Source organism: Nocardia crassostreae, from assembly GCF_001613405.1.
Classification (GTDB): Bacteria; Actinomycetota; Actinomycetes; order Mycobacteriales; family Mycobacteriaceae; genus Nocardia; species Nocardia crassostreae.
Map to the genome: position 1 here is coordinate 234,844 of NZ_BDCH01000013.1, position 18,534 is coordinate 253,377.

Annotated in this window: 21 protein-coding genes and 1 pseudogene; 17 read left to right on the top strand and 5 right to left on the bottom strand. The window is 68.1% G+C overall.

Annotated features, from left to right (window positions below):
• The first annotated feature begins 31 nt into the window (after positions 1–31).
• From NC4_RS12195 to NC4_RS12210, 4 genes are all read left to right on the top strand, one after another.
• Complete coding sequence (locus NC4_RS12195) at positions 32–1,564, top strand: alpha/beta hydrolase (protein WP_245721642.1); 1,533 nt, start codon at positions 32–34, stop codon at positions 1,562–1,564.
• 50 nt (positions 1,565–1,614) lie between these two features.
• A complete protein-coding gene (locus tag NC4_RS12200) occupies positions 1,615–2,763 on the top strand; it encodes an AI-2E family transporter (RefSeq protein WP_067536616.1) in 1,149 nt (382 codons plus the stop codon).
• A gap of 27 nt (positions 2,764–2,790) precedes the next feature.
• Positions 2,791–4,044: a serine hydrolase gene (locus NC4_RS12205; RefSeq protein WP_245721643.1), complete on the top strand. Its 1,254-nt coding sequence runs from the start codon at positions 2,791–2,793 to the stop codon at positions 4,042–4,044.
• Between the two features lie 122 nt (positions 4,045–4,166).
• Positions 4,167–4,565 (top strand): DUF1304 family protein, encoded by a 399-nt coding sequence (locus tag NC4_RS12210; protein ID WP_067536621.1) that lies wholly within the window; start codon positions 4,167–4,169, stop codon positions 4,563–4,565.
• Here NC4_RS12210 and NC4_RS12215 read toward each other — a convergent pair whose 3' ends face one another.
• Entirely contained in the window at positions 4,566–4,940 is a 375-nt protein-coding gene (locus NC4_RS12215) for a hypothetical protein (protein ID WP_067536624.1), read from the bottom strand.
• Between the two features lie 125 nt (positions 4,941–5,065).
• On the opposite strand from NC4_RS12215, the gene NC4_RS12220 reads away from it, so the two are divergent.
• The 10 genes and pseudogenes from NC4_RS12220 (at position 5,066) to NC4_RS12265 (ending at position 12,395) form a co-directional block, all read left to right on the top strand.
• On the top strand, positions 5,066–6,424 hold the full coding sequence (locus NC4_RS12220; protein ID WP_067536626.1) for a HupE/UreJ family protein: 1,359 nt from the start codon (positions 5,066–5,068) through the stop codon (positions 6,422–6,424).
• Positions 6,425–6,530: 106 nt separating this feature from the next.
• Entirely contained in the window at positions 6,531–6,881 is a 351-nt protein-coding gene (locus NC4_RS12225) for a hypothetical protein (protein ID WP_067536629.1), read from the top strand.
• 57 nt (positions 6,882–6,938) lie between these two features.
• Positions 6,939–7,313 (top strand): ArsR/SmtB family transcription factor, encoded by a 375-nt coding sequence (locus tag NC4_RS12230; RefSeq protein WP_067536632.1) that lies wholly within the window; start codon positions 6,939–6,941, stop codon positions 7,311–7,313.
• Positions 7,310–8,056, top strand: a complete 747-nt coding sequence (locus NC4_RS12235) for an aquaporin (RefSeq protein ID WP_067536634.1) — start codon at positions 7,310–7,312, stop codon at positions 8,054–8,056. The genes NC4_RS12230 and NC4_RS12235 overlap by 4 nt, the downstream gene beginning before the upstream one ends.
• Positions 8,053–8,718 carry an arsenate reductase/protein-tyrosine-phosphatase family protein gene (locus NC4_RS12240; protein WP_067536637.1) on the top strand — a complete coding sequence of 222 codons (666 nt, stop codon included), beginning with the start codon at positions 8,053–8,055 and terminating at the stop codon, positions 8,716–8,718. The genes NC4_RS12235 and NC4_RS12240 overlap by 4 nt, the downstream gene beginning before the upstream one ends.
• Positions 8,719–8,734: 16 nt before the next feature.
• Positions 8,735–9,162, top strand: a pseudogene (locus NC4_RS12245) (arsenate reductase ArsC).
• 143 nt (positions 9,163–9,305) lie between these two features.
• Entirely contained in the window at positions 9,306–9,707 is a 402-nt protein-coding gene (locus NC4_RS12250) for a TOBE domain-containing protein (RefSeq protein WP_067536798.1), read from the top strand.
• Between the two features lie 6 nt (positions 9,708–9,713).
• Positions 9,714–10,502, top strand: a complete 789-nt coding sequence (modA, locus tag NC4_RS12255; protein WP_067536639.1) for a molybdate ABC transporter substrate-binding protein — start codon at positions 9,714–9,716, stop codon at positions 10,500–10,502.
• Between the two features lie 34 nt (positions 10,503–10,536).
• Positions 10,537–11,349, top strand: coding sequence for a molybdate ABC transporter permease subunit (gene modB, locus NC4_RS12260; protein WP_439957498.1), 813 nt, complete (start codon positions 10,537–10,539; stop codon positions 11,347–11,349).
• Complete coding sequence (locus NC4_RS12265) at positions 11,346–12,395, top strand: ABC transporter ATP-binding protein (protein ID WP_067536644.1); 1,050 nt, start codon at positions 11,346–11,348, stop codon at positions 12,393–12,395. The genes modB and NC4_RS12265 overlap by 4 nt, the downstream gene beginning before the upstream one ends.
• Here NC4_RS12265 and NC4_RS12270 read toward each other — a convergent pair.
• Together NC4_RS12270 and NC4_RS12275 are read right to left on the bottom strand one after the other, a co-directional pair.
• A complete protein-coding gene (locus NC4_RS12270; protein ID WP_067536647.1) occupies positions 12,383–13,579 on the bottom strand; it encodes an MFS transporter in 1,197 nt (398 codons plus the stop codon). The two genes, NC4_RS12265 and NC4_RS12270, sit on opposite strands and share 13 nt — an antisense overlap.
• A gap of 3 nt (positions 13,580–13,582) precedes the next feature.
• On the bottom strand, positions 13,583–14,920 hold the full coding sequence (locus tag NC4_RS12275) for an FAD-dependent oxidoreductase (protein WP_067536650.1): 1,338 nt from the start codon (positions 14,918–14,920) through the stop codon (positions 13,583–13,585).
• Positions 14,921–15,017: 97 nt separating this feature from the next.
• Between NC4_RS12275 and NC4_RS12280 the strand changes: the two genes are divergently transcribed.
• A complete protein-coding gene (locus tag NC4_RS12280) occupies positions 15,018–15,884 on the top strand; it encodes a helix-turn-helix domain-containing GNAT family N-acetyltransferase (RefSeq protein ID WP_067536801.1) in 867 nt (288 codons plus the stop codon).
• A gap of 117 nt (positions 15,885–16,001) precedes the next feature.
• Positions 16,002–16,649, top strand: coding sequence for an arsenate reductase ArsC (locus tag NC4_RS12285; protein ID WP_067536652.1), 648 nt, complete (start codon positions 16,002–16,004; stop codon positions 16,647–16,649).
• Here the strand turns inward: NC4_RS12285 and NC4_RS12290 are convergent.
• A complete protein-coding gene (locus tag NC4_RS12290; RefSeq protein WP_067536654.1) occupies positions 16,642–17,106 on the bottom strand; it encodes an iron chaperone in 465 nt (154 codons plus the stop codon). The genes NC4_RS12285 and NC4_RS12290 overlap by 8 nt on opposite strands.
• Before the next feature lie 142 nt (positions 17,107–17,248).
• Here NC4_RS12290 and NC4_RS12295 point away from each other — a divergent pair, with 142 nt between their 5' ends.
• Positions 17,249–17,479, top strand: a complete 231-nt coding sequence (locus tag NC4_RS12295) for a hypothetical protein (protein ID WP_067536657.1) — start codon at positions 17,249–17,251, stop codon at positions 17,477–17,479.
• A 3-nt stretch (positions 17,480–17,482) separates the two neighbouring features.
• Here the strand turns inward: NC4_RS12295 and NC4_RS12300 are convergent, their stop codons facing one another.
• The gene (locus tag NC4_RS12300) at positions 17,483–18,130 is read right to left on the bottom strand and encodes an aromatic prenyltransferase (RefSeq protein WP_067536660.1); all 648 of its coding nucleotides are present in this window, start codon (positions 18,128–18,130) and stop codon (positions 17,483–17,485) included.
• Positions 18,131–18,534 lie beyond the last annotated feature (404 nt).

Consider the following 18,534-nt stretch of genomic DNA (forward strand, 5'->3'; position numbering starts at 1 on the left):
GGGGCGCAAGAGGTTTCAGCTTATCCGGATCGTGGCCTTCGGGTTGGTGGTGGGTGCGGGGGTTCTCGGGAATCCGGTTCCGGCGGTCGCGGGGGAGGGGGCCGACACCTATATCGACGGGCTGGCCGAGGCGGCGAGAACGCCTGCGCTGCACTGGGCGGACTGCGCCGACGGGTTCGAGTGCACGAATGCGCAGGTGCCGCTGGACTATCGGCAGCCGCTGGGTGAGCAGATCGAGCTGGGTGTCATCAAGCTGCCCGCCGCCGATCCGGCGGCGCGAATCGGCACGCTGTTCGTGAATTTCGGTGGCCCCGGCGCGTCCGGGGTGGACCGGCTGCGGGAGCAGGCGAGCTGGCCGTGGCTGTTCTCCCCGGAGCTGCGGGCGCGATTCGACATCGTGTCGTGGGATCCGCGCGGCGTGGCCCGGAGCGCGACCTCACGCTGCTTCGCGAATACCGAGGAGCAGCTGGCCTTCCTGGGCGGCTATCCGGATATGCCCGGCGACGCCTCGGGGGAGGCGGCATTCTTCGCCTACTCCAAGGACTTCGCCGACCGCTGCCGCGCCCTGGCCGGGCCCATCCTGGATCACGCCTCCACCGCCAATACCGCCCGCGATCTGGAGCTGCTGCGGCGCGCGGTCGGTGACGCGCAGCTGACCTATCACGGCATTTCCTATGGCACGCAGCTCGGGGCGATCTACGCCAATATGTTCCCGGGCCGGGTGCGCGCCCTGGTGTTCGACGGCTCCCTCGACTTCGAGGGCAGCGCGAACGGCCATGGCGGACAGGGCGCCACGGTGCCCCTCGATACCCGGCAGAACGTCGCGGCCGGAATCTCCGCCACCTTCGACGAGTTCCTGCGCCTGTGCTCGGCAGCCGGGCCGAAATGCGCGTTCTCCGAGGGCGATCCGGCGCTGAAATGGCGGGTGCTGGCCGAACGGGCGCGCCTGGCGCCGATTCGCGTGAACGGTGAGTCCCACACCTATTCGTCGATCATCAATGCGGCGGCGAGCCTGTCGCAGCCGTCGGTGTATCCCGATCTCGCCCGGCTGCTGCAGAGCCTGTTCGATGCGGGCACCACCTTCCCCGGGATTCTGCCCATCGCGGAGGGGGCGGCCTATACCGGGAACCGGACCGAGGCCTTCCACACCATCCAGTGCAGTGACAGCGTGGTGCCCACCGATCCGGCCGTCTACAGCCGCGCCGCGCTCTCGGAGGATTTGCGCGTGGCCTACTTCGGGCGCGTCTCGGTCTACTCCGTCATGGCGTGCGCCTACTGGCAAGGCCAGGACCAGGACCGCTACACCGGCCCGTGGAATCGCCGGACCGCCGCCCCGATTCTCGTGCTGAACAGCCGATTCGATCCCGCCACGCCACTGGACGGCGCTCGCGCGGGCGCGGCGCAACTGGCCGACGCCCGGGTGGTCGTGGTCGAAGGCGCGGGCCACAGCAGCATGTACGTGCCCAGCGCGTGCGCCGAACGGGTCAAGCGCGACTACCTGTTCTCCGGTCAGCTCCCGCCCGACGGCACCGGCTGCACCGCCGACGCCTCACCCTTCTGCTGATCGGTCCGCGTTCCGGGAGCCCGCGGCCCGGTCGTGCCAGACTGTCCTCCGTGAGCGAGCCAAAGATCGAAACCGGCCGGAACGAACCGGCGGACCCACCGCCCGACCGGGGTGCCGTCATCGGGCAGGGCATTCTCTGGCTCGCCAAGTGGGCGCTGTGCATTGTCGCCATTGCGGCGGGCGCGTGGGTGCTCGGCTTCGTGGTCGCCAAATTCTGGGTGGCGCTGCTACCCATGGCGCTGGCGCTGGTGGTCGCCACCGTGCTGTGGCCGCCGACGCGCTGGCTCACCTCGCGCGGTCTGCCGCCCGCGCTGGCGGCCTCGATCACCACGGTCGGATTCATCGGCATCCTGGCCGGAGTCATCGCGCTCATCGTGCCCTCGGTGGTCGATCAGGCGCCGGAACTGGCCGACCGCTCCACCGAGGGCATCAACAAGGTGCGCGATTGGTTGCAGGGGCCGCCGTTGAATATCGGTGAGGAGCAACTCAATTCGGGTGTCCAGGCGATCATCGACCGCCTGCAGTCCAGCGCCGAGCGGATCGCCACCGGTGTCTTCTCCGGCGTCAGCACTGCCACCTCGGCCATTGTCACGCTGTTCCTGGTGCTGGTCCTGACGTTCTTCTTCGTCAAGGACGGGCCCAAGCTCATGCCGTGGCTGCACTCGATCCTCGGCAATCGCAGCGGCAGGCACATCGAAGAGGTGCTCAACCGGATATGGGTCACCCTCGGCGGCTTCATCCGCACCCAGGCGCTGGTCAGCCTGATCGACGCCGTCCTGATCGGCGGCGGCCTGGTCATCCTGGGCGTTCCGCTCGCGGCGGTGCTGACCGTGCTCACCTTCCTCGGCGGCTTCATCCCGATCGTCGGCGCCTTCGTGGCGGGCGCGCTTGCGGTGCTGGTCGCCCTCGTCAGCAAGGGCGTCACGACGGCGCTCATCGTGCTGGCCATCATCGTGGTGGTGCAGCAACTGGAAGGCAATGTGCTGCAACCGGTCTTGCAGAGCCGCAGCATGCAGCTGCACGCGGTGGTGGTGCTGCTGGCCATAACCGTCGGCGGCGCGCTCTACGGCATTGTCGGCGCCTTCCTCGCGGTGCCGACGGCGGCGGTGCTCGCGGTGGTGCTGCGCTATCTGGGCGAGCAGATCGATGCCCGTACCGCCGAGCCCGCACCCGCCCCGGACCCGGGCGACGGCGAATAGAGCGTCCGCATGGATACTCTGGGGCGAGTGAATGCTCCAGTTGTCGCATTGGTGAAGATCGCCGCTGATCTCGACGCGGTGACCACGGTCGGGCCCGAGGACGATCCGTCGGAGGCGGGCCTGACGCCGCTGGCCGTCGACTCGATCTGGGAATCGGTGCGGGCCTGGTACCGGATGGGGACCACGCCCGCCATCCAGGTGTGCCTGCGGCGCAATGGGAAGATCGTGCTCAACCGGGCCATCGGGCACGGCTGGGGTAATGCGCCGGGCGACGGGCCCGAGACCGAGCGTGTTCTGCTCACCCCTGATATGCCGTTTTGCGGATTCTCCACGGCCAAGGGTGTTTCGGCGGCCTTGATGGTCATGCTCGTGGAACAGGGCGCCTTCCGGATGGACGACCGGGTCGCCGACTACATTCCCGAATTCGCGGCCAATGGGAAAGCGGACATCACCATCGAGGACGTGCTCTCGCATTCGGCCGGAGTCCCGTTCGTGAGCAAACCGTATCGGGGCTACGAGCTCATTGTCGACGAGGAGGTCGCCGCGCGGGCGCTGGCGGATCTGAAACCGAGCTGGGGGCCGAACCGATTCCGCGTGTACCACGCGCTGACCAGCGGATTGATCCAGCGGCTGCTGGTGCAGCGGGCCACCGGCAAGCACCTGCGCGAGCATCTGAGCGAGCAGGTCCTGCAACCGCTGGGATTCCGGTGGACCAATTTCGGGGTGCGGCCCGAGCAGGTCGATGAGGTCGTGCCCAGCGTCAAGATCGGCCCGAATCCCTCGCGGATGTGGGGTTATCTAGCGCGCAAGGCCCTCGGCGGAGGGATGGGCGGGGCCATGTCCGCGGAGGGCAATCGCGCGTTCCTCACCGCCGAACTGCCGTCCGGGAATCTGGTCACCACGGCGGCCGAGCTGTCCCGCTTCTATGAAATCCTCGCCCGCGGTGGCGAATTGGATGGCGTGCGCATTATGCGCCCGGACACGCTGCGCATGGCGGTCGCGCCCGCCAAGCGCATTCCGGGCGCGGCCGGGCGCGTGAGCCGGGCCGGGTACGAACTCGGCGCGCGCCGTTCCAAGTTCGGCCGCGATACCGAATCCCATTTCGGTCGGAGCGGTTTGACGACCCAGTACGGGTGGGCCGATCCGGCGCGCGGCCTCTCGGGCGCGATCCTCACCAATGGCAAGGCGACCACCGACCTGGACCGGCCGTGGAAACTGGTCGAGCAGATCTCGAATACGGTGCGGGCGCTGCGTCCGGAGGCCCGGGTGTTCACGCTCTGATCCGGCGTGGCGGATGTTCGGAGGTCGCGGAACCGAGGCTGTGAACGACCTTGTGCGGGTAGCATGAAAGCCTGCTGACCTGCGATGGGACTGCGTCGGCGCCTATCAACCGAGGACTCGTCATGAACGGTCTCGCACAGATCGCGGCGTTCGTCGGCGCGGTCGCCTATATCGAGGCCGCGCCTCTGGAGATGTTCTTCTACGGCAACCCCGCCGTCCGCAGAATCCTGCACGTCGACACCGAGAATGTCGCCGATGTGCGCATGTGGGCCTTCGTTGTCGGATTCCGCAATCTGCTCGGCGGCGTCGGCACCATAATCGGCCTGATCATCCTGCACAACGGCGACGAGGTCGTCGGCCGCACGGTGGTGCTGACCGCCTCCTGGTACATGCTGCTCGCCGGCCTCGCCATGCTCATTGCCGACTTCCTGGGCCTGTGGCGGCCCAAATGGGGCAGTGTGCTCGGCACCATCGGCTCCAGCCTGCCGCCGCTGGTGGCGATCATCGCGGCGTCGGTCTAGTCAGCCCACGATCAGCAGCGGCTGGGTTTCGGTTGCGGGGGAGAGGGTTTCGACGACCGCGGTCAATCGGATACGGGCCGCGCCGATGGTTCCGGTGAACGAGCGGCGGCCGTCCGCGGCCTCCCGGTCGGTGATCGACTCCACCATGTCCAGCGCCCGCGCCCACTGCAACAGCTGCGCGCTGGCCTCCGCATCCGGTAGGTCGGGATGGACGGTGCCCCGGAACTCCGCCTCGCCCGAGGCCGTCGCGAATCGCGAACAGCAGTCCCACATCCACGTCATCTGGGGCAGCGGCATTCCGGCCGCGGCGGCGGCATAGGAGTTCACCGTCTGCGAGACGGTGTCGATCGCGGCCATCGTCAGCGAATCGGTCACAGCGGCAAGGGTGCCACCCGCATCGGCTCGCGCCCCGTAACCCTTCACGCGTGTCGCTGCTTCCGTCGCGAAGATAGGTCGATCGACCGATCCGGGCCTACCTGGTGGCTGCGGATCATTGGCCCGTGACACGAATATTGCGAGGGGTGCTGGTCGCGCTGGGTTGTGCGGTAATTGTCTTGCTGTTCAACCCGATTGGCGCATCGGCGCATCCCATGGCGGGCAGCAAGGTCCTGCTCGATGTGCGGGAGACGGCGATCGAGGCCGAATTGCTGATACCCACGGCCCATATCGCGGAGGCCAGCGGTATCGACGTCAATGCCGGTACCAGCCTGTCGGCCGCGGACGCCGCCGGACTGGCGAGCTATCTGCGCGACCATGTGCGGGCCGCCACGCCGGACGGCGTGCCGTGGACCGTCGAAATCGGCGACCTGCGCCTGGACTACACCGAGCAGACGGCCCTCGGCTCCTACAAGGAACTCGTCGCCCACGCGGTGCTCACCCCGCCGCCGGGGGTCGATATGCGCCGCTTCGTGCTGGGCTACGACGCCATCATCCACCAGGTCGCCACGCACACCGCCATTGTCGCGGTCCGGCAGGACTGGCGCGCCGGGCAGGTCGAGGCCGGTGACGATGCCAGGCAGGTCGGCGTCGTGCGCATGGATGCCGAGTCCCTCACCGTGCCACCGCTGTCGGTGGATCTGGCCGATGCCAGCGCCTGGCAGGGATTCGCCGGAATGGTGATTCTCGGTGGTCATCACATTCTCGAGGGCACCGACCACCTCTTGTTCCTGTTCACCCTCCTGCTCCCGGCCGTGCTGATGGCCAATGCCGGTCGCTGGCGACCGGACACCCGCGTGCGGCACGCCGTGCGCCACATCCTCGCTGTCACAATCGCATTCACCGTCGGCCACTCCGTCGCACTCGTGGTCAGCGCCCTGACCCGCGTGGAGCTCCCGACGAGTCCCATCGAAACCCTCATCGCCGGAACGATCCTGGTCGGCGGCGCGCACGCCATCCGCCCGCTGTTCCCCGGCCGGGAAGCCCTCGTCGCCGGAACATTCGGGCTCATTCACGGCATGGCGTTCTCGTTCACGCTGGCCGAACTGAACCTGTCGACCAGCCAGCTGGCCATCAGCGTGCTCGGTTTCAATCTCGGCATCGAGGCCGTCCAGTTGTTCCTGGTCGCCCTCGCGCTGCCGCCCCTGCTGGTGCTGGCCACCACCCGGGCCCAGCCCGTCCTCCGCGTCGGCGGCTCGCTGCTGGTGATTATCGCTGCGCTCGGCTGGGCTTTCGACCGCCTCGGCTTCCCCAACCCGATCGCCGCCGCCGCGGATCAGGCGGGCACCGGGATTCTCCCGGCCCTCGTCATCGCGGCCGTTGCCGCCGTCGCGGTGCTGGCCGCCCGGGCGATCGGACGGCGGTTGCGACCCGAACCCGCGGCCACCGATGAAGAGCCCGCCGCACCGGCCGTGGTCGACTAGCGCCGGATTTCTGTGAGTTCTCGAAGGAGACGCTCAGGCTGCTGCCAGAACTGCGCGGCAGCCTGGATTGCGGATGTGAACGGATACTCAGAAGTCGAGGTGCGCGATGGTAGAGCTGGAAGTCGAGGGGACGACAGTGACGGTGCATGTCACCGGAGCGCATCGGGTGCTGGCCTTGCGTGAGCACGTGAGTTTCGATCTGGCGCAGGTCAGCAAGATCGAGGAAGCCCCGGTCGACCTGCGGCCGCCGTGGCTGCGCGCGCCCGGAGCGTTCTTTCCCGGGGTGATCGCGGCGGGAACCTTCCGCGGCAAGGGGCGCAAGGAATTCTGGGACACCCTCTTTCAGGGGCAGGCCGTGCAGATCGATGTGATCGGGTCGGAGTTCACCCGGCTGGTCGTCGACGTGGACGATCCGGATCGGGTGATCCGGATGCTCGCCACCGCCGCCGCGGCCTGAGGGGCGTTCACCGACTGTTCGCTTGCGGCCTGATTCGATAGCCATCAATATCGATGCATGTCGAATTGGGAGTTTCCGATCACGGATGTGACCGAGCCGTGTGCGGCCACGCCCACCGTGCGCCGTCCAGTATCGGCCGAGGTGGCCGCCGAGCTGTCGGGGATCTTCAAAGCGCTGTCGGATCCGGTGCGGTTGCGGATTCTGACCGTGGTGGCCGGGCGCGCCGGGCAGGAAGCGTGTGTGTGCGATCTGTCCGAGGGGTTCGATGTCAGCCAGCCGACCATCTCCCATCACCTGAAGGTCTTGCGGGAAGCCGGGCTGCTCAGCAGTGAGCGGCGCGGCTCCTGGGTCTACTACCGGATCGAACCGGCCGCGCTGCGGCAGCTTTCGCAGCTGCTCGACAGCGTGACCCCGGCCGAGATCGCGCGGTGACCGCCGCCGCCCGCCGCCTGCTGGCCGAATTCGTCGGCACGGCACTGCTGGTGTGCGTTGTGGTCGGCTCCGGCATTGCCGCACAACAGCTCTCACCCGGTGAGACCGGATTGCAGCTGCTGCAGAACTCGATCGCCACCGTCCTCGGCCTCGCGGCGCTCATCCTGATCTTCGGCCCGGTCTCCGGCGCGCACTTCAATCCCGTTGTCTCCGGCGCGGATTGGCTCGCCGGTCGCCGCGCCGGAACGGGTCTGTCCGGCCGGGAGCTGATCGCCTACATCCTCGCTCAAACCCTCGGCGGCGTGACCGGCGCGCTCCTGGCCAATGCCATGTTCGACCAAGCCGCCCTCCAGATATCCACCCACCACCGCGTCACCACCAGCCATCTCCTCGGCGAGGCCGTCGCCACCGCCGGGCTGATCGCGGTGATATTCGCCCTGGCCCGCTCCGGCCGCGCCGCCTGGTCCGCGGCCGCCGTCACCGCGTATATCGGCGCGGCGTACTGGTTCACCAGCTCCACCTCGTTCGCCAACCCGGCCGTCACCATCGGCCGCATCTTCTCCGACACCTTCGCCGGAATCGCCCCCGCCTCCGTACCCGCCTTCATCCTGGCCCAAACAGTCGGCGGCGCAATCGGACTCGGCCTGATCGCGATTTTGTACCCCGGTGCGTCCGCGGCCGCGGACAACGTCGTCGTCCCGCATCCCGAACACCCGCTCATCGATCCTCGGAGCACCCCATGACCGACCATCCGCACATCGATCAGATCCACGGCACCCTCAGCATCGACCAGCAATTGGCGCTCAAGACGGCCGCGGTGCGATTGCAGACCGAGTTCGCCGAAACCTTCGGCGTGGAGACCATCGAGAAGTTCCTCTACTCCCCCTACGACCAATTCGCCTCCCGCGCCACGGTGCTCAACTTCCTGCCGCTGCTGGCCGAGCGCTTCGCCCGGCAGCGCCTGCAAGCCCTGGCCAAGGTCGAAGGCAAGGCCCTGACCGGTAAGCCGACCGTGCTGTTCCTGTGCACCCACAATGCCGGTCGCTCGCAGATGGCCCTCGGCCATTTCGCCCACCTCGCCGGTGACGCCGCCGTCGCCTGGTCCGGCGGTTCCGAACCCGGCGACGCGATCAATCCGGTCGCCATCGCGGCCATGGCCGCGATCGGCATCGATATTGCCCGCGAATTCCCCAAACCGTGGACCGAGGAGATCCTGCGCGCCGTGGATGTCATCGTCACCATGGGCTGCGGCGACGCCTGCCCCATTTACCCCGGTCGCCGCTACGAGAATTGGGAACTGCCCGATCCGAACGGGCAGCCGCTCGAGGTCGTCCGCGCCATCCGCGACCAGATCGAAACTCGCGTCCGCACCCTGCTCGCCGAGCTGGAAATCCCCGCAACCTGAAAGGCCCACCCCGCCAATGGCTTCCACGCCCAGTGTGCTCTTCGTCTGCGTGCACAACGCCGGTCGCTCCCAGATGGCCCAGGGCTTCCTGACCCATCTGGCCGGGGCCGCCATCGAGGTGCGATCCGCGGGCAGCGTGCCTGCGGAATCCATCAATCCGGCCGCCGTCGAGGCCATGCTCGAGGTCGGCATCGACATTACCGATCAGTCTCCGAAGATCCTCACCGCCGATGCGGTCCAGACCTCGGACATCGTCATCACCATGGGCTGCGGTGACGCCTGCCCGTACTTTCGGGCGTGAGCTACCGCGACTGGACGCTCGAGGATCCGGCGGGCAAGGGCGTCGACTCGGTGCGGCCCATTCGCGACGAAATCCGCGCGTTGGTCGAAGACCTCATCGCCGAACTGCTGCCGAGTCCCGGAACCGGTATCGGTCACCCGTAGATCGATCGTTCGGCACGGCCGAATGTGCTCGGCTACGAGATCACGCCGCTCGGACGCGGGGTGAATCGGAGGAATCTCCAACTCCGCTTTCGCGGGACCTTTCCGGCTTTGCAAGCCGCACGCGCGGCAATATGCTGCCATCCGTGACGAACTTACGGATCAGTGACGCGGCGGCGCTGCTGGGTGTCAGCGATGACACCGTGCGGCGCTGGATCGACCAGGGGCGGCTGGCCGAGATCCGGCTGGAGAACGGCCGGAAAGGCGTGTGGGGCGAAGACCTCGCCGAGGTGCTGCGCACCTCGCATACCGAAGTGCCGGAACCGGGCGTCACCGTCGCGGCCTCGGCCCGGAACCGGATGCGGGGGATCGTGACCCGCATTGTCAAAGACACGGTGATGGCCCAGGTCGAGATGCAGGCAGGACCGTTCCGACTGGTGTCGCTGCTCAGCCGCGAATCGGTCGACGAACTCGGTCTCGAGGTCGGCAGCGTGGCTGTGGCCTCGGTCAAATCGACCCACGTCGTGGTCGAGATACCAGAAAGTTGACGAGGAATGAAGACACTCCGCTCACTCGGCGCGGTCGTAGCCGCCCTGGCTGTCACCGCCGGACTCGTCGGATGCGGATCCGACGACAAGGGGAGCGCTCCGGCCGGATCGGACACGATCACCGGCACGGTCACGGTATTCGCGGCGGCCTCGCTGACCGAGACCTTCACCAAGCTGGGCAAGGACTTCGAAGCCGCGCATCCGGGTGTGAAGGTGGTGTACAGCTTCGGCGCGAGTTCGGCGCTGGCGGAACAGATCAAGCAGGGCGCGCCCGCGGATGTGTTCGCCTCCGCGGCGCCGACGAATATGCAGCAGGTGGTCGTCGCAGGCGAGATCGCCGGAGAGCCAGCGACTTTCGTCAGCAATCGACTGGAAATCGCGGTGCCCAAGGGTAATCCGGGGAAGATCACCGGCCTGGCGGACTTCGGCAAGACCGAGCCCAAGCTGGCGCTGTGCGCGGAGCAGGTGCCCTGCGGGGCCGCGGCCAAGAAGGTCTTCGACATCGCCGGGATCACCCCGCAGCCCGATACCCGCGAACAGGATGTGAAGGCCGTGCTCACCAAGGTGACCTTGGGTGAGGTCGACGGCGCGCTGGTGTACCGCACCGATGTGAAGGCCGCCGGGGACAAGGTCGAGGGCATCGACTTCCCGGAGTCGACCAAGGCGGTCAACACCTATCCGATCGCCGCGCTGAAGGAGGCCCCGAATGCGGCGGCCGCGACCGCGTTCGTCGACTTCATCAAGTCCGCGCAGGCCAAGCAGGTCTTCATCGGCGCGGGCTTCGATACCCCGTGAGCCGCGCCAGCACCCTCTCCGAGGGGCTCCGGTGATCGGAGCTTCGGCGCGGCGGCGGGCAGCGCGGGGACGGCGACCGCTCGTGCTGGTGCTGCCCGCGTTGTGCGCGCTGGCCTTCTTGATCGTGCCGTTGATCGGGTTGCTGGTGCGCGCACCCTGGCAGACCATGGGCGAGCGGTTGTTCAGCGCCGAAGTCGGTCAGGCACTGCGGCTTTCACTGGTGTGCGCCAGTGCGGCGACCATTATCTGCCTGCTGCTGGGCATTCCGCTGGCGTGGCTGCTGGCCCGCGCGGATGTGCCTGGGCGCGGGCTCCTGCGTGCCCTGGTGACGGTGCCGCTGGTGCTGCCGCCGGTGGTGGGCGGCGTGGCGTTGCTGCTGGTGTTCGGCCGCCGCGGGCTGCTCGGGCAGTACCTCTACGACTGGTTCGGCGTGTCGCTGCCGTTCACCACCACCGGTGTCGTCATCGCGGAAGCGTTCGTGGCCATGCCATTTCTGGTGATCTCGGTCGAAGGCGCACTGCGCGCGGCCGACACGCGTTTCGAGGAAGCGGCCGCGACGCTGGGTGCGTCGGCGTGGTACACGTTCCGCCGCGTCACCCTGCCCTCGGTGCTGCCGGGCGTCATCGCGGGTGCGGTGCTGTGCTGGGCGCGGGCCCTGGGCGAATTCGGCGCGACCATCACCTTCGCGGGCAACTTCCCCGGTAAGACGACGACCATGCCGCTGGCGGTCTACCTTGCGCTGGAGACGGATCCGGATGCCGCGATCGTGCTGAGCCTGGTGCTGCTCACCGTCTCGGTGGGCGTGCTGGTCGCCTTGCGGGAACGCTGGATTCGAGGTGCGGTATGACGCTGAAGGCCGAATTGCGGTTCGAGCGGGCGAAATTCCGCCTCGACATCGCCATGAGCGCCGAGCCGGGTGAGGTGGTCGCGCTGCTCGGCCCGAACGGTGCGGGCAAGACCACCGCGCTGCGCGCACTGGCCGGGCTGCTGCCGCTCACCGACGGGCGCATTGCCGTGGCCGACCAGGTGTGGGACGAGCCACCGGCGGTATTCGTCCCGGCCGAACGCCGCCAAGTCGGCGTCGTCTTCCAGGATTACCTGCTGTTCCAGCATCTTTCGGCCTTGGAGAACGTCGCCTTCGGGCTGCGGGCGCGCGGTATGCGGCGGACCGAGGCCCGCGCACGCGCGGCCGAGTGGCTCGACCGGGTGGGGCTCGCCGACCACGCGCACAGGACGCCCCACGCACTCTCCGGCGGACAGGCACAGCGGGTGGCGCTGGCCCGCGCCCTCGCCACCGAACCGCAATTGCTGCTGCTCGACGAACCCCTCGCCGCCCTGGACGCCAGCACCCGCCTACAGGTGCGCGCCGACCTGGCACATCACCTGCGCGACTACACCGGCCATACCGTCCTTGTCACCCACGACCCCCTCGACGCCATGGTGCTGGCCGACCGCCTCGTCATCCTCGACGGCGGCACCGTGGTCCAGCAGGGCCCGCCCGCCGATATCGCCCGCCGTCCCCGCTCCGACTACGTCGCGAACCTGGTCGGGCTCAACCTCTTCCGCGGCACCGCGGCCGGAACGACTGTCAGCGTCGAGTCCGGCGGCGCTCTCACCGTCGTCGACGAGGCGTCGGGCCCGGTCTTCCTGGCCTTCCCGCCCACCGCCGTCAGCCTGCACCTCGAACGCCCCTCCGGCAGCCCACGCAATACCTGGCAGGTCACCGTGGCGGGCCTGGAACAACACGCGCACAGCACCCGAGTCCGCCTCGACGGCGCTCCGCCCGTCCTCGCCGATATCACCTCCGCCGCCGTCGCGGACCTGCGCCTGGAACCCGGTATGCGCCTGTGGGCGGCGGTCAAGGCCACCGAGATCCACAGCTATCCCGCCTGAGAAGCCGTGATGACGGACAGCGCGGTGATGGCGCCCAGCACCAGGTAGGCGTGCGCGTAACTGCCGGTCCACGAGGACAAGAGGGTCCCCGCCCACGGGGCGAGGGCCATGACGATAATGATCGGAGCGAACAGGATCCCATTGAGCCGCCCGTAATGTGTTGCGCCCCAACGGTCGGTGATCGCGGTGGCGTGGATGAGGGTGAACAGGCCGCGGATCAGGCCGGAGCCGATCGCGAAGGCGATCAATATCGCCACGCCGGTGCCGATTCCGAGCAGCGCGGTGGCGAGGGCGGTGGCCACCAGGATCACGACGGTGCGGGTGGTGACCGTCGTGCGGGCGGCCATGGGCAGGTAGCCGATTCGCCCCAGCACCTGCCCGATGCCGCCGAGGCCGAGCGCGACGGCCGCCAGGGTGGTGGAGAAGCCGCGTTCCTGAAGCAGCGGAACGAGATTGAACACCGCGGCGGCCGTGGTGAAGGCGCTCAGCGAGAGCGTGATCACGAGGGCGAGGAAGCCACGGCTGCGCACGATCGCGGCGTGATCGTCGAGGGCGGCGTGCGCGGGGGCCGGGGGATGCGGCCACGGTCCGCGCAAGCCGAGCCAATGCGCGGGCACGGTCACCGCGGCGAGTACGACGGCGAGCACCAGATAGGTTGTGCGCCAATCGGTCCGCTCGGACAGCAAGGCGGTGAGCGGCGCGAACACCGTACTGGCCAGGCCCGCGACCAGGGTGAGAATCATCAATGCCTTGACGCGCTCCGCGCCCCACCAGCGGGTGAGCGCGGCGAATGCGGGTGAGTACAGCACCGCGCCCATCGTGATTCCGGCGATGAGCCAACCGGCATAGAACGCAATCAGATTAGGCGCCTCGGCCACCACGACCATGGCGACCGCGCCGAGCACCGATCCGGCCGTCATCACCATCCGCGGGCCGATCCGGTCGAGCACCCGGCCGATCGGAATGCCGATGAGCGCGGCGGCGAGCTGCCCGATCGAGAAGGCGGCCGTAATGGTTTGCTGCGACCAGCCCGTATCGCGCGAGATCGCGACACCCAGCACCGTGAACGCGGAGTAGAGGATGCCCCAGCTGGTGATCTCGGTGAGGCACAGTACGGTCAGTACGCGACGCAGACCGGAGCGGGTGAGAGCGCCGGTCTGCGAAGGGGTTTCGGTATCGGTCATGCATCAATCGTTGCCGCGCGGCGCGCCGAGCGTGATGAGTTCGGGCGTCACGGGGCCGCAGTAGCCGCCGCTGCCGGGCGCGTCGGGCTCGTCGAAGACGCCCGCGCCGCCGCAGACGCCGGTTTCGGGCAGGGTGAGTTCCACGCGCGCGGCGGACTCGTGATCTCCGGCCAGCGCGGCGGCAATGCTGCGCACCTGCTCGTAGCCGGTCAAGGCGAGGAAGGTCGGGGCGCGGCCGTAGCTCTTCATTCCGGCGAGATAGAAGCCCGGCTCGGGATGCGACAACTCCCGGACCCCGTGCGGATAGACGGTGCCGCACGAGTGCACATTCGGATCGATCAGCGGCGCGAGCTGCACCGGGGCCTGTAGGACGGGATCGAGCCCGAGCCGGATCTCCGACAGCCACGACAGCTCGGGGCGGAAGCCGGTGAGAACCACGACCCTGTCGACCCCGTCGATGCGCGCGCCCGATTCGGCGACCAGCGCGACGCGTCCGTCCGCGGCGGGTTCGACCGCGGCCGTGCGGAATCCGGTGACGATCCGGAGCCGACCGGAATCGACGGCCGCCTTCGCCCGCGATCCCAGCGCGCCGCGGGCTGGCAGCTCATCGGAATCGCCGCCGCCGAAGGTGTTTCCGACCTCGCCGCGGCGCAGGACCCAGGTCAGCGTGGTGCCGGGTGCTTGGCGCGCGAGTTCGGCCAGGGCCACGATGGCGGTCAGCGCCGAATGCCCGCTGCCCGCCACGACCGTGTGCGCACCGGCGTAGCGGGCACGCACCCGCGGATCGTCCAGATCGGGCACCCGGTACGAGATGGCTTGCGCGGCAGCGGTTTCGCCGATCGCGGGCAGCCCGTCGCCGCCGAGGGGATTGGGCCCGGTCCAGGTTCCGGACGCGTCGATCACCGCCCGCGCGAGAATGCGCTGGTCACCGTCGGCCGAGCGCACATGGACGGTCAGCGGTTCGGTATCGCGTCCGGCGTCGACCACGCGGTCCCGGCCGCGCCGGGTCACGCCGACCACTTCCGCGCCGAAGTGAACGACGGTGTCGCCGAGGGCCATCGCGAGCGGAGCCAGATAATCCCCGGCCCATTCCCGGCCGGTCGGATAGGTATCCGGATCCGGAGCTATCCAGCCGTCGGCCTCGAGCAGTCGCCGCGCGGCCGGAGCGATGAGCTCACCCCAGCGCGAGAACAGGCGCACATGATTCCATTCGAACACCGCCGCGCCCGCGGCCGCGCCGCGCTCGAAGACGAGCGGGGTGAGCCCCCGCTCCCGCAACTCCGCCGCCGCGGCCAGGCCGATCGGCCCGGCACCCACAACCACCACGGGCAATCCGTTCATAGCGCATCATTTCATCGATGCTCATCGATATTGTCTGAAACTGTATCGATGGACGTCGATGAAGGCAACCATCGATATCTATCGATATAGTGTTGTCATGACCTCCGTGGACATGCCGGTCGTGGGCGCGCCCGCCGATTTCCGGGCGAACAACCTGCCGGTCGCCGATGCCACCACCTACGCGAGCTGGTTCGCCTGTCTGGCCGACCCGACGCGCGTGCGCCTGCTGCACCACGTCGCCACCCGCGCGAGCGGCGCCACGATCGGGGAGATCGCCGAGGCGCTCGGCATCGGCCAGCCGACGGTCTCCCACCATGTCCGCAAACTCGCCGAGGTCGGCTTCGTCAAGGTCCACAAGGACCGCACCAGCACCGTCGTCACGGTCAACCCGGCCTGCTGCACGGGCCTGCCGCACGCCGCGGACGCCGTCATGGGCGTGCTCCCGCCCCAGCCCTGCTGTCCGGCCGATATCCCCGACGATGTGAGCGTGCGCGCGCTCGTCGACTCGGACCGGGATGCGGTGCGCCGCATCTACGCGGAGGGAATCGCCACCGGCAATGCGACTTTCGACACCGAGGTGCCCGATCATGCTGTGCTGGAAGAGAAGTGGCTGCCCGGTCACCGCTGGGTAGCGGAAATCGATGGCGCGGTGGTCGGCTGGGCCGCCGCCACCGCGGTCTCGTCGAGTGCGTCCTACAGCAGCGTGGCCGAAACCGCGGTCTACGTCGCCGAGGGCATGCGCGGCCGCGGCGTCGGCAAGGCGCTGCTACGCACCCAGGTCCTCGCCGCGGACGCGGCGGGCCTGTGGACCCTGCAGAATTCGATTTTCCCCGAGAATCGCGCCGCCATCGCCCTGCATCACTCGGCCGGATTCCGCACCGTCGGCGTCCGCGAGCGCATCGTCCGCCTGGACGGGCGCTGGCGCGACACCGTCCTGCTCGAACGGCGCGGCCCCATCGCCTGAGCTCACCGCCGCATTGTGGGTGGTGTCACGGCCGCCCCCGGCGCGCGCCGAGTCGTGAGCGTCCGGGCGAGCCGATAGGGTGGTTGATGAGTTACCGGTGGTGGAAGGGGTAGGAGGATGGTCGAGAACCCTGTCTCCGCATCGTCTCCGGATTCGATCGGCCCGCGGGCGGCGCTGCGCGAATCGGCGACGCGGCTCGCCGCGGAGTTCGCCGGAATATTCGATGCCGACACCGTGGAGCGCATGCTCGTCTCCTCGTTCGAACGGCTCGCCGTATTGTCGGACCATCCTGAACCGCTGGCCGAGCGTTTCGCCCGGGAGCGCCTGACCGCCGCAGCGAAAGCGGAAGGCCTTGCGCTGCAAACGGGCCCGGCCGTCCTGTTCGTCTGCACCCACAATGCGGGCCGCTCCCAAATGGCCCTCGGCTTCTTCACCCATCTCACCGGCGACCTCGCCTGCGGCTGGTCCGGCGGCTCGGCCCCCGACACAGCCGTGAACCCCCTCGTGATCGAAGCAATGGCAGAACGCGGCATAGACATCACCGCCGAGTTCCCCAAACCCTGGACCGACGAACTCATGCGCGCCGCCGACGTAGTCATCGACATGGGTTGCGGCGATACCGATCCCATAGTCTCCGGCCACCGCTTCGAACAATGGTCCCTCCCCGACCCCGCAGGCCAGGACATCGCCGAAATCCGCGCCATCCGCGACAACATCGAATCCCGAGTCCGCCGCCTGGTCGCCAATCTCGGCCTGGTCAGCTGACCGCCTTCTTCACGAGGTCGGCGATCAGCGCCTCGTTGGCGGGGGTGGGGGTGGGGGTGGTGATGGCGAAGGCGGTTGGCCAGAGGGTGCCGTCGTCGAGGGTGGCTGTGTCGTTGAAGCCGAAGGTGGCGTAGCGGGAGTTGAATTTGGCGGCGGATTGGAAGAAGCAGAGGACCTTGCCGTCCTTGGCGTAGGCGGGCATGCCGTAGTAGGTCTTGGGGGTCAGGTCGGGGGCTACGTCCTTGATGATGGCGTGGATGCGTTCGGCGATGGCGCGGTCGGATCCGGTCATCTCGTCGATCTTTTCGAGGACGTCGTGCTCGCCGTCGGCCTTGGTGGCTTTCGTGCCGCGGCGGGCGGCCTTCTTCAGCTCGGCGGCGTGCTCTTTCATCGCGGCGCGTTCCTCGGCGGAGAATGTTGCCGAGGTGTCGTTCTTCGAGGATTTCTGCGCGACCATATTTTATTTCCTCTCAGCCCGCGAGCGGTCTCGGAACTCCTATCCTGAAAGTATGTTGACTACGCCACGTTGGGTCACGCGGAATCGTTTCGCCGCGTGGTCCGGATATTTCTGTATTTTGGTTGCTTCGGCAACGCTGGCGATGACGCTCACCGCCGCCGCCTCGGGTCATACCGAGTACGCCATGGTCGCCGGGATCGTGTGCGCCGTGACCGCCCTGTTCGGGATCACGATGATGACCACGACCTGGCATCGCGACAATGTCCAGCACCACAATATTCCGAGCCTGCTCAACGACACCTGGGAACGCACGCCGCCCTTCGCGCGTCGCCGCGGCAAGCCGTGGGGCATCGAAACCATGCGCAGGCACTGACCGTCAGCGCGCCCGAGGTTCGGATCCGCCCGGGAAGACGACGCGTTCGGTCGGGGTGTATTCGGCCTGGATCTTGTAGTAGCGGTCGGCCGGGCCGTATGCGGCGTAGAAGGTGAAACGGCGCGGGCCGTCGCCGGAATGGGGTGCGCTGGAGACGAAGCGGTCGAAGACGGGGTGGAGGTGGGTGGGGAAGTTCGCTGCCTCGTAGCACACGGGGAAGCAAATGCGTTGCATCGCAGGGGAAGTCCAGGAGAATGTGCGATACAGATTGAATGTGTTGCCGAGCAGGTTCAATTCCTGATCGGTGGCCGCGGTGAAGTCGAGATCCGTCAGCACGGTGGTGATATCGGCGCTCGTGAGCTGCCCCGGCGCGAACACCCGCGAATACAGATTCATGGTGCGATTCGCGAAATCCAGTGCGACTATCGCGATTTGACCGCCGTAGCGTTCCAGATGCGCGGTGTGGGCGCGCGCCGAATCGGGGATGCCGGTGAATCCGAGTATTCGTTCCACGCTCATCAATTCGGGAAACATCAGCCAGACCTTCTCCAGCCCGGTGGTCACCCCGACATCGATGCCGAAGATCGCGGGCACCGCCGCGGGGATATCGGTGAGCAACCGCTCCATCGGATGGCCGCTGAACTCCAGCAAGCCGGCCGCCCGCAGCGCCCCACCGCATCGATACCCGGACCGATATTCATCATCCGCACATTCAGCTGCCGCTGTCCTACCGGATGCGTGGTCGTGCGCACGCCGAGCATCGACGTGGTCCAGAGGTTCTCGAGCTCCTGTAGCACCGGATCCATCACCGCCGGGTCGTACCCGGCCTCCGCGAGCCGCGGGAACTCCCGCAAGTCCTGCCGGAGCCGGTCGAGCGTTACGACCTCACCCATCCCCACGATCACCTCGAGTACCCTCCGGCCGCGGCGAGCGACCCCTCGATGGCTGTGCGTTCGCGGCTCAGGATAGCCCCGGCCGTAGCCCTTTCGAGCACACTTCGCGCAACAACCAGACCCCATGCTTGCATATACGTATACTTCTACATATAGTTGGAT

Coding starts and splice junctions, on each gene's coding strand:
- NC4_RS12290 (WP_067536654.1), bottom strand. CDS start 17,106: ATGGTCGCGCAGAAATCCTCGAAGAACGACACCTCGGCAACATTCTCC.
- NC4_RS12210 (WP_067536621.1), top strand. CDS start 4,167: ATGAACGGTCTCGCACAGATCGCGGCGTTCGTCGGCGCGGTCGCCTAT.
- NC4_RS12225 (WP_067536629.1), top strand. CDS start 6,531: ATGGTAGAGCTGGAAGTCGAGGGGACGACAGTGACGGTGCATGTCACC.
- NC4_RS12230 (WP_067536632.1), top strand. CDS start 6,939: ATGTCGAATTGGGAGTTTCCGATCACGGATGTGACCGAGCCGTGTGCG.
- NC4_RS12280 (WP_067536801.1), top strand. CDS start 15,018: ATGACCTCCGTGGACATGCCGGTCGTGGGCGCGCCCGCCGATTTCCGG.
- NC4_RS12285 (WP_067536652.1), top strand. CDS start 16,002: ATGGTCGAGAACCCTGTCTCCGCATCGTCTCCGGATTCGATCGGCCCG.
- NC4_RS12270 (WP_067536647.1), bottom strand. CDS start 13,579: ATGACCGATACCGAAACCCCTTCGCAGACCGGCGCTCTCACCCGCTCC.
- NC4_RS12295 (WP_067536657.1), top strand. CDS start 17,249: ATGACGCTCACCGCCGCCGCCTCGGGTCATACCGAGTACGCCATGGTC.
- NC4_RS12265 (WP_067536644.1), top strand. CDS start 11,346: ATGACGCTGAAGGCCGAATTGCGGTTCGAGCGGGCGAAATTCCGCCTC.
- modA (WP_067536639.1), top strand. CDS start 9,714: ATGAAGACACTCCGCTCACTCGGCGCGGTCGTAGCCGCCCTGGCTGTC.
- NC4_RS12275 (WP_067536650.1), bottom strand. CDS start 14,920: ATGAACGGATTGCCCGTGGTGGTTGTGGGTGCCGGGCCGATCGGCCTG.
- NC4_RS12240 (WP_067536637.1), top strand. CDS start 8,053: ATGACCGACCATCCGCACATCGATCAGATCCACGGCACCCTCAGCATC.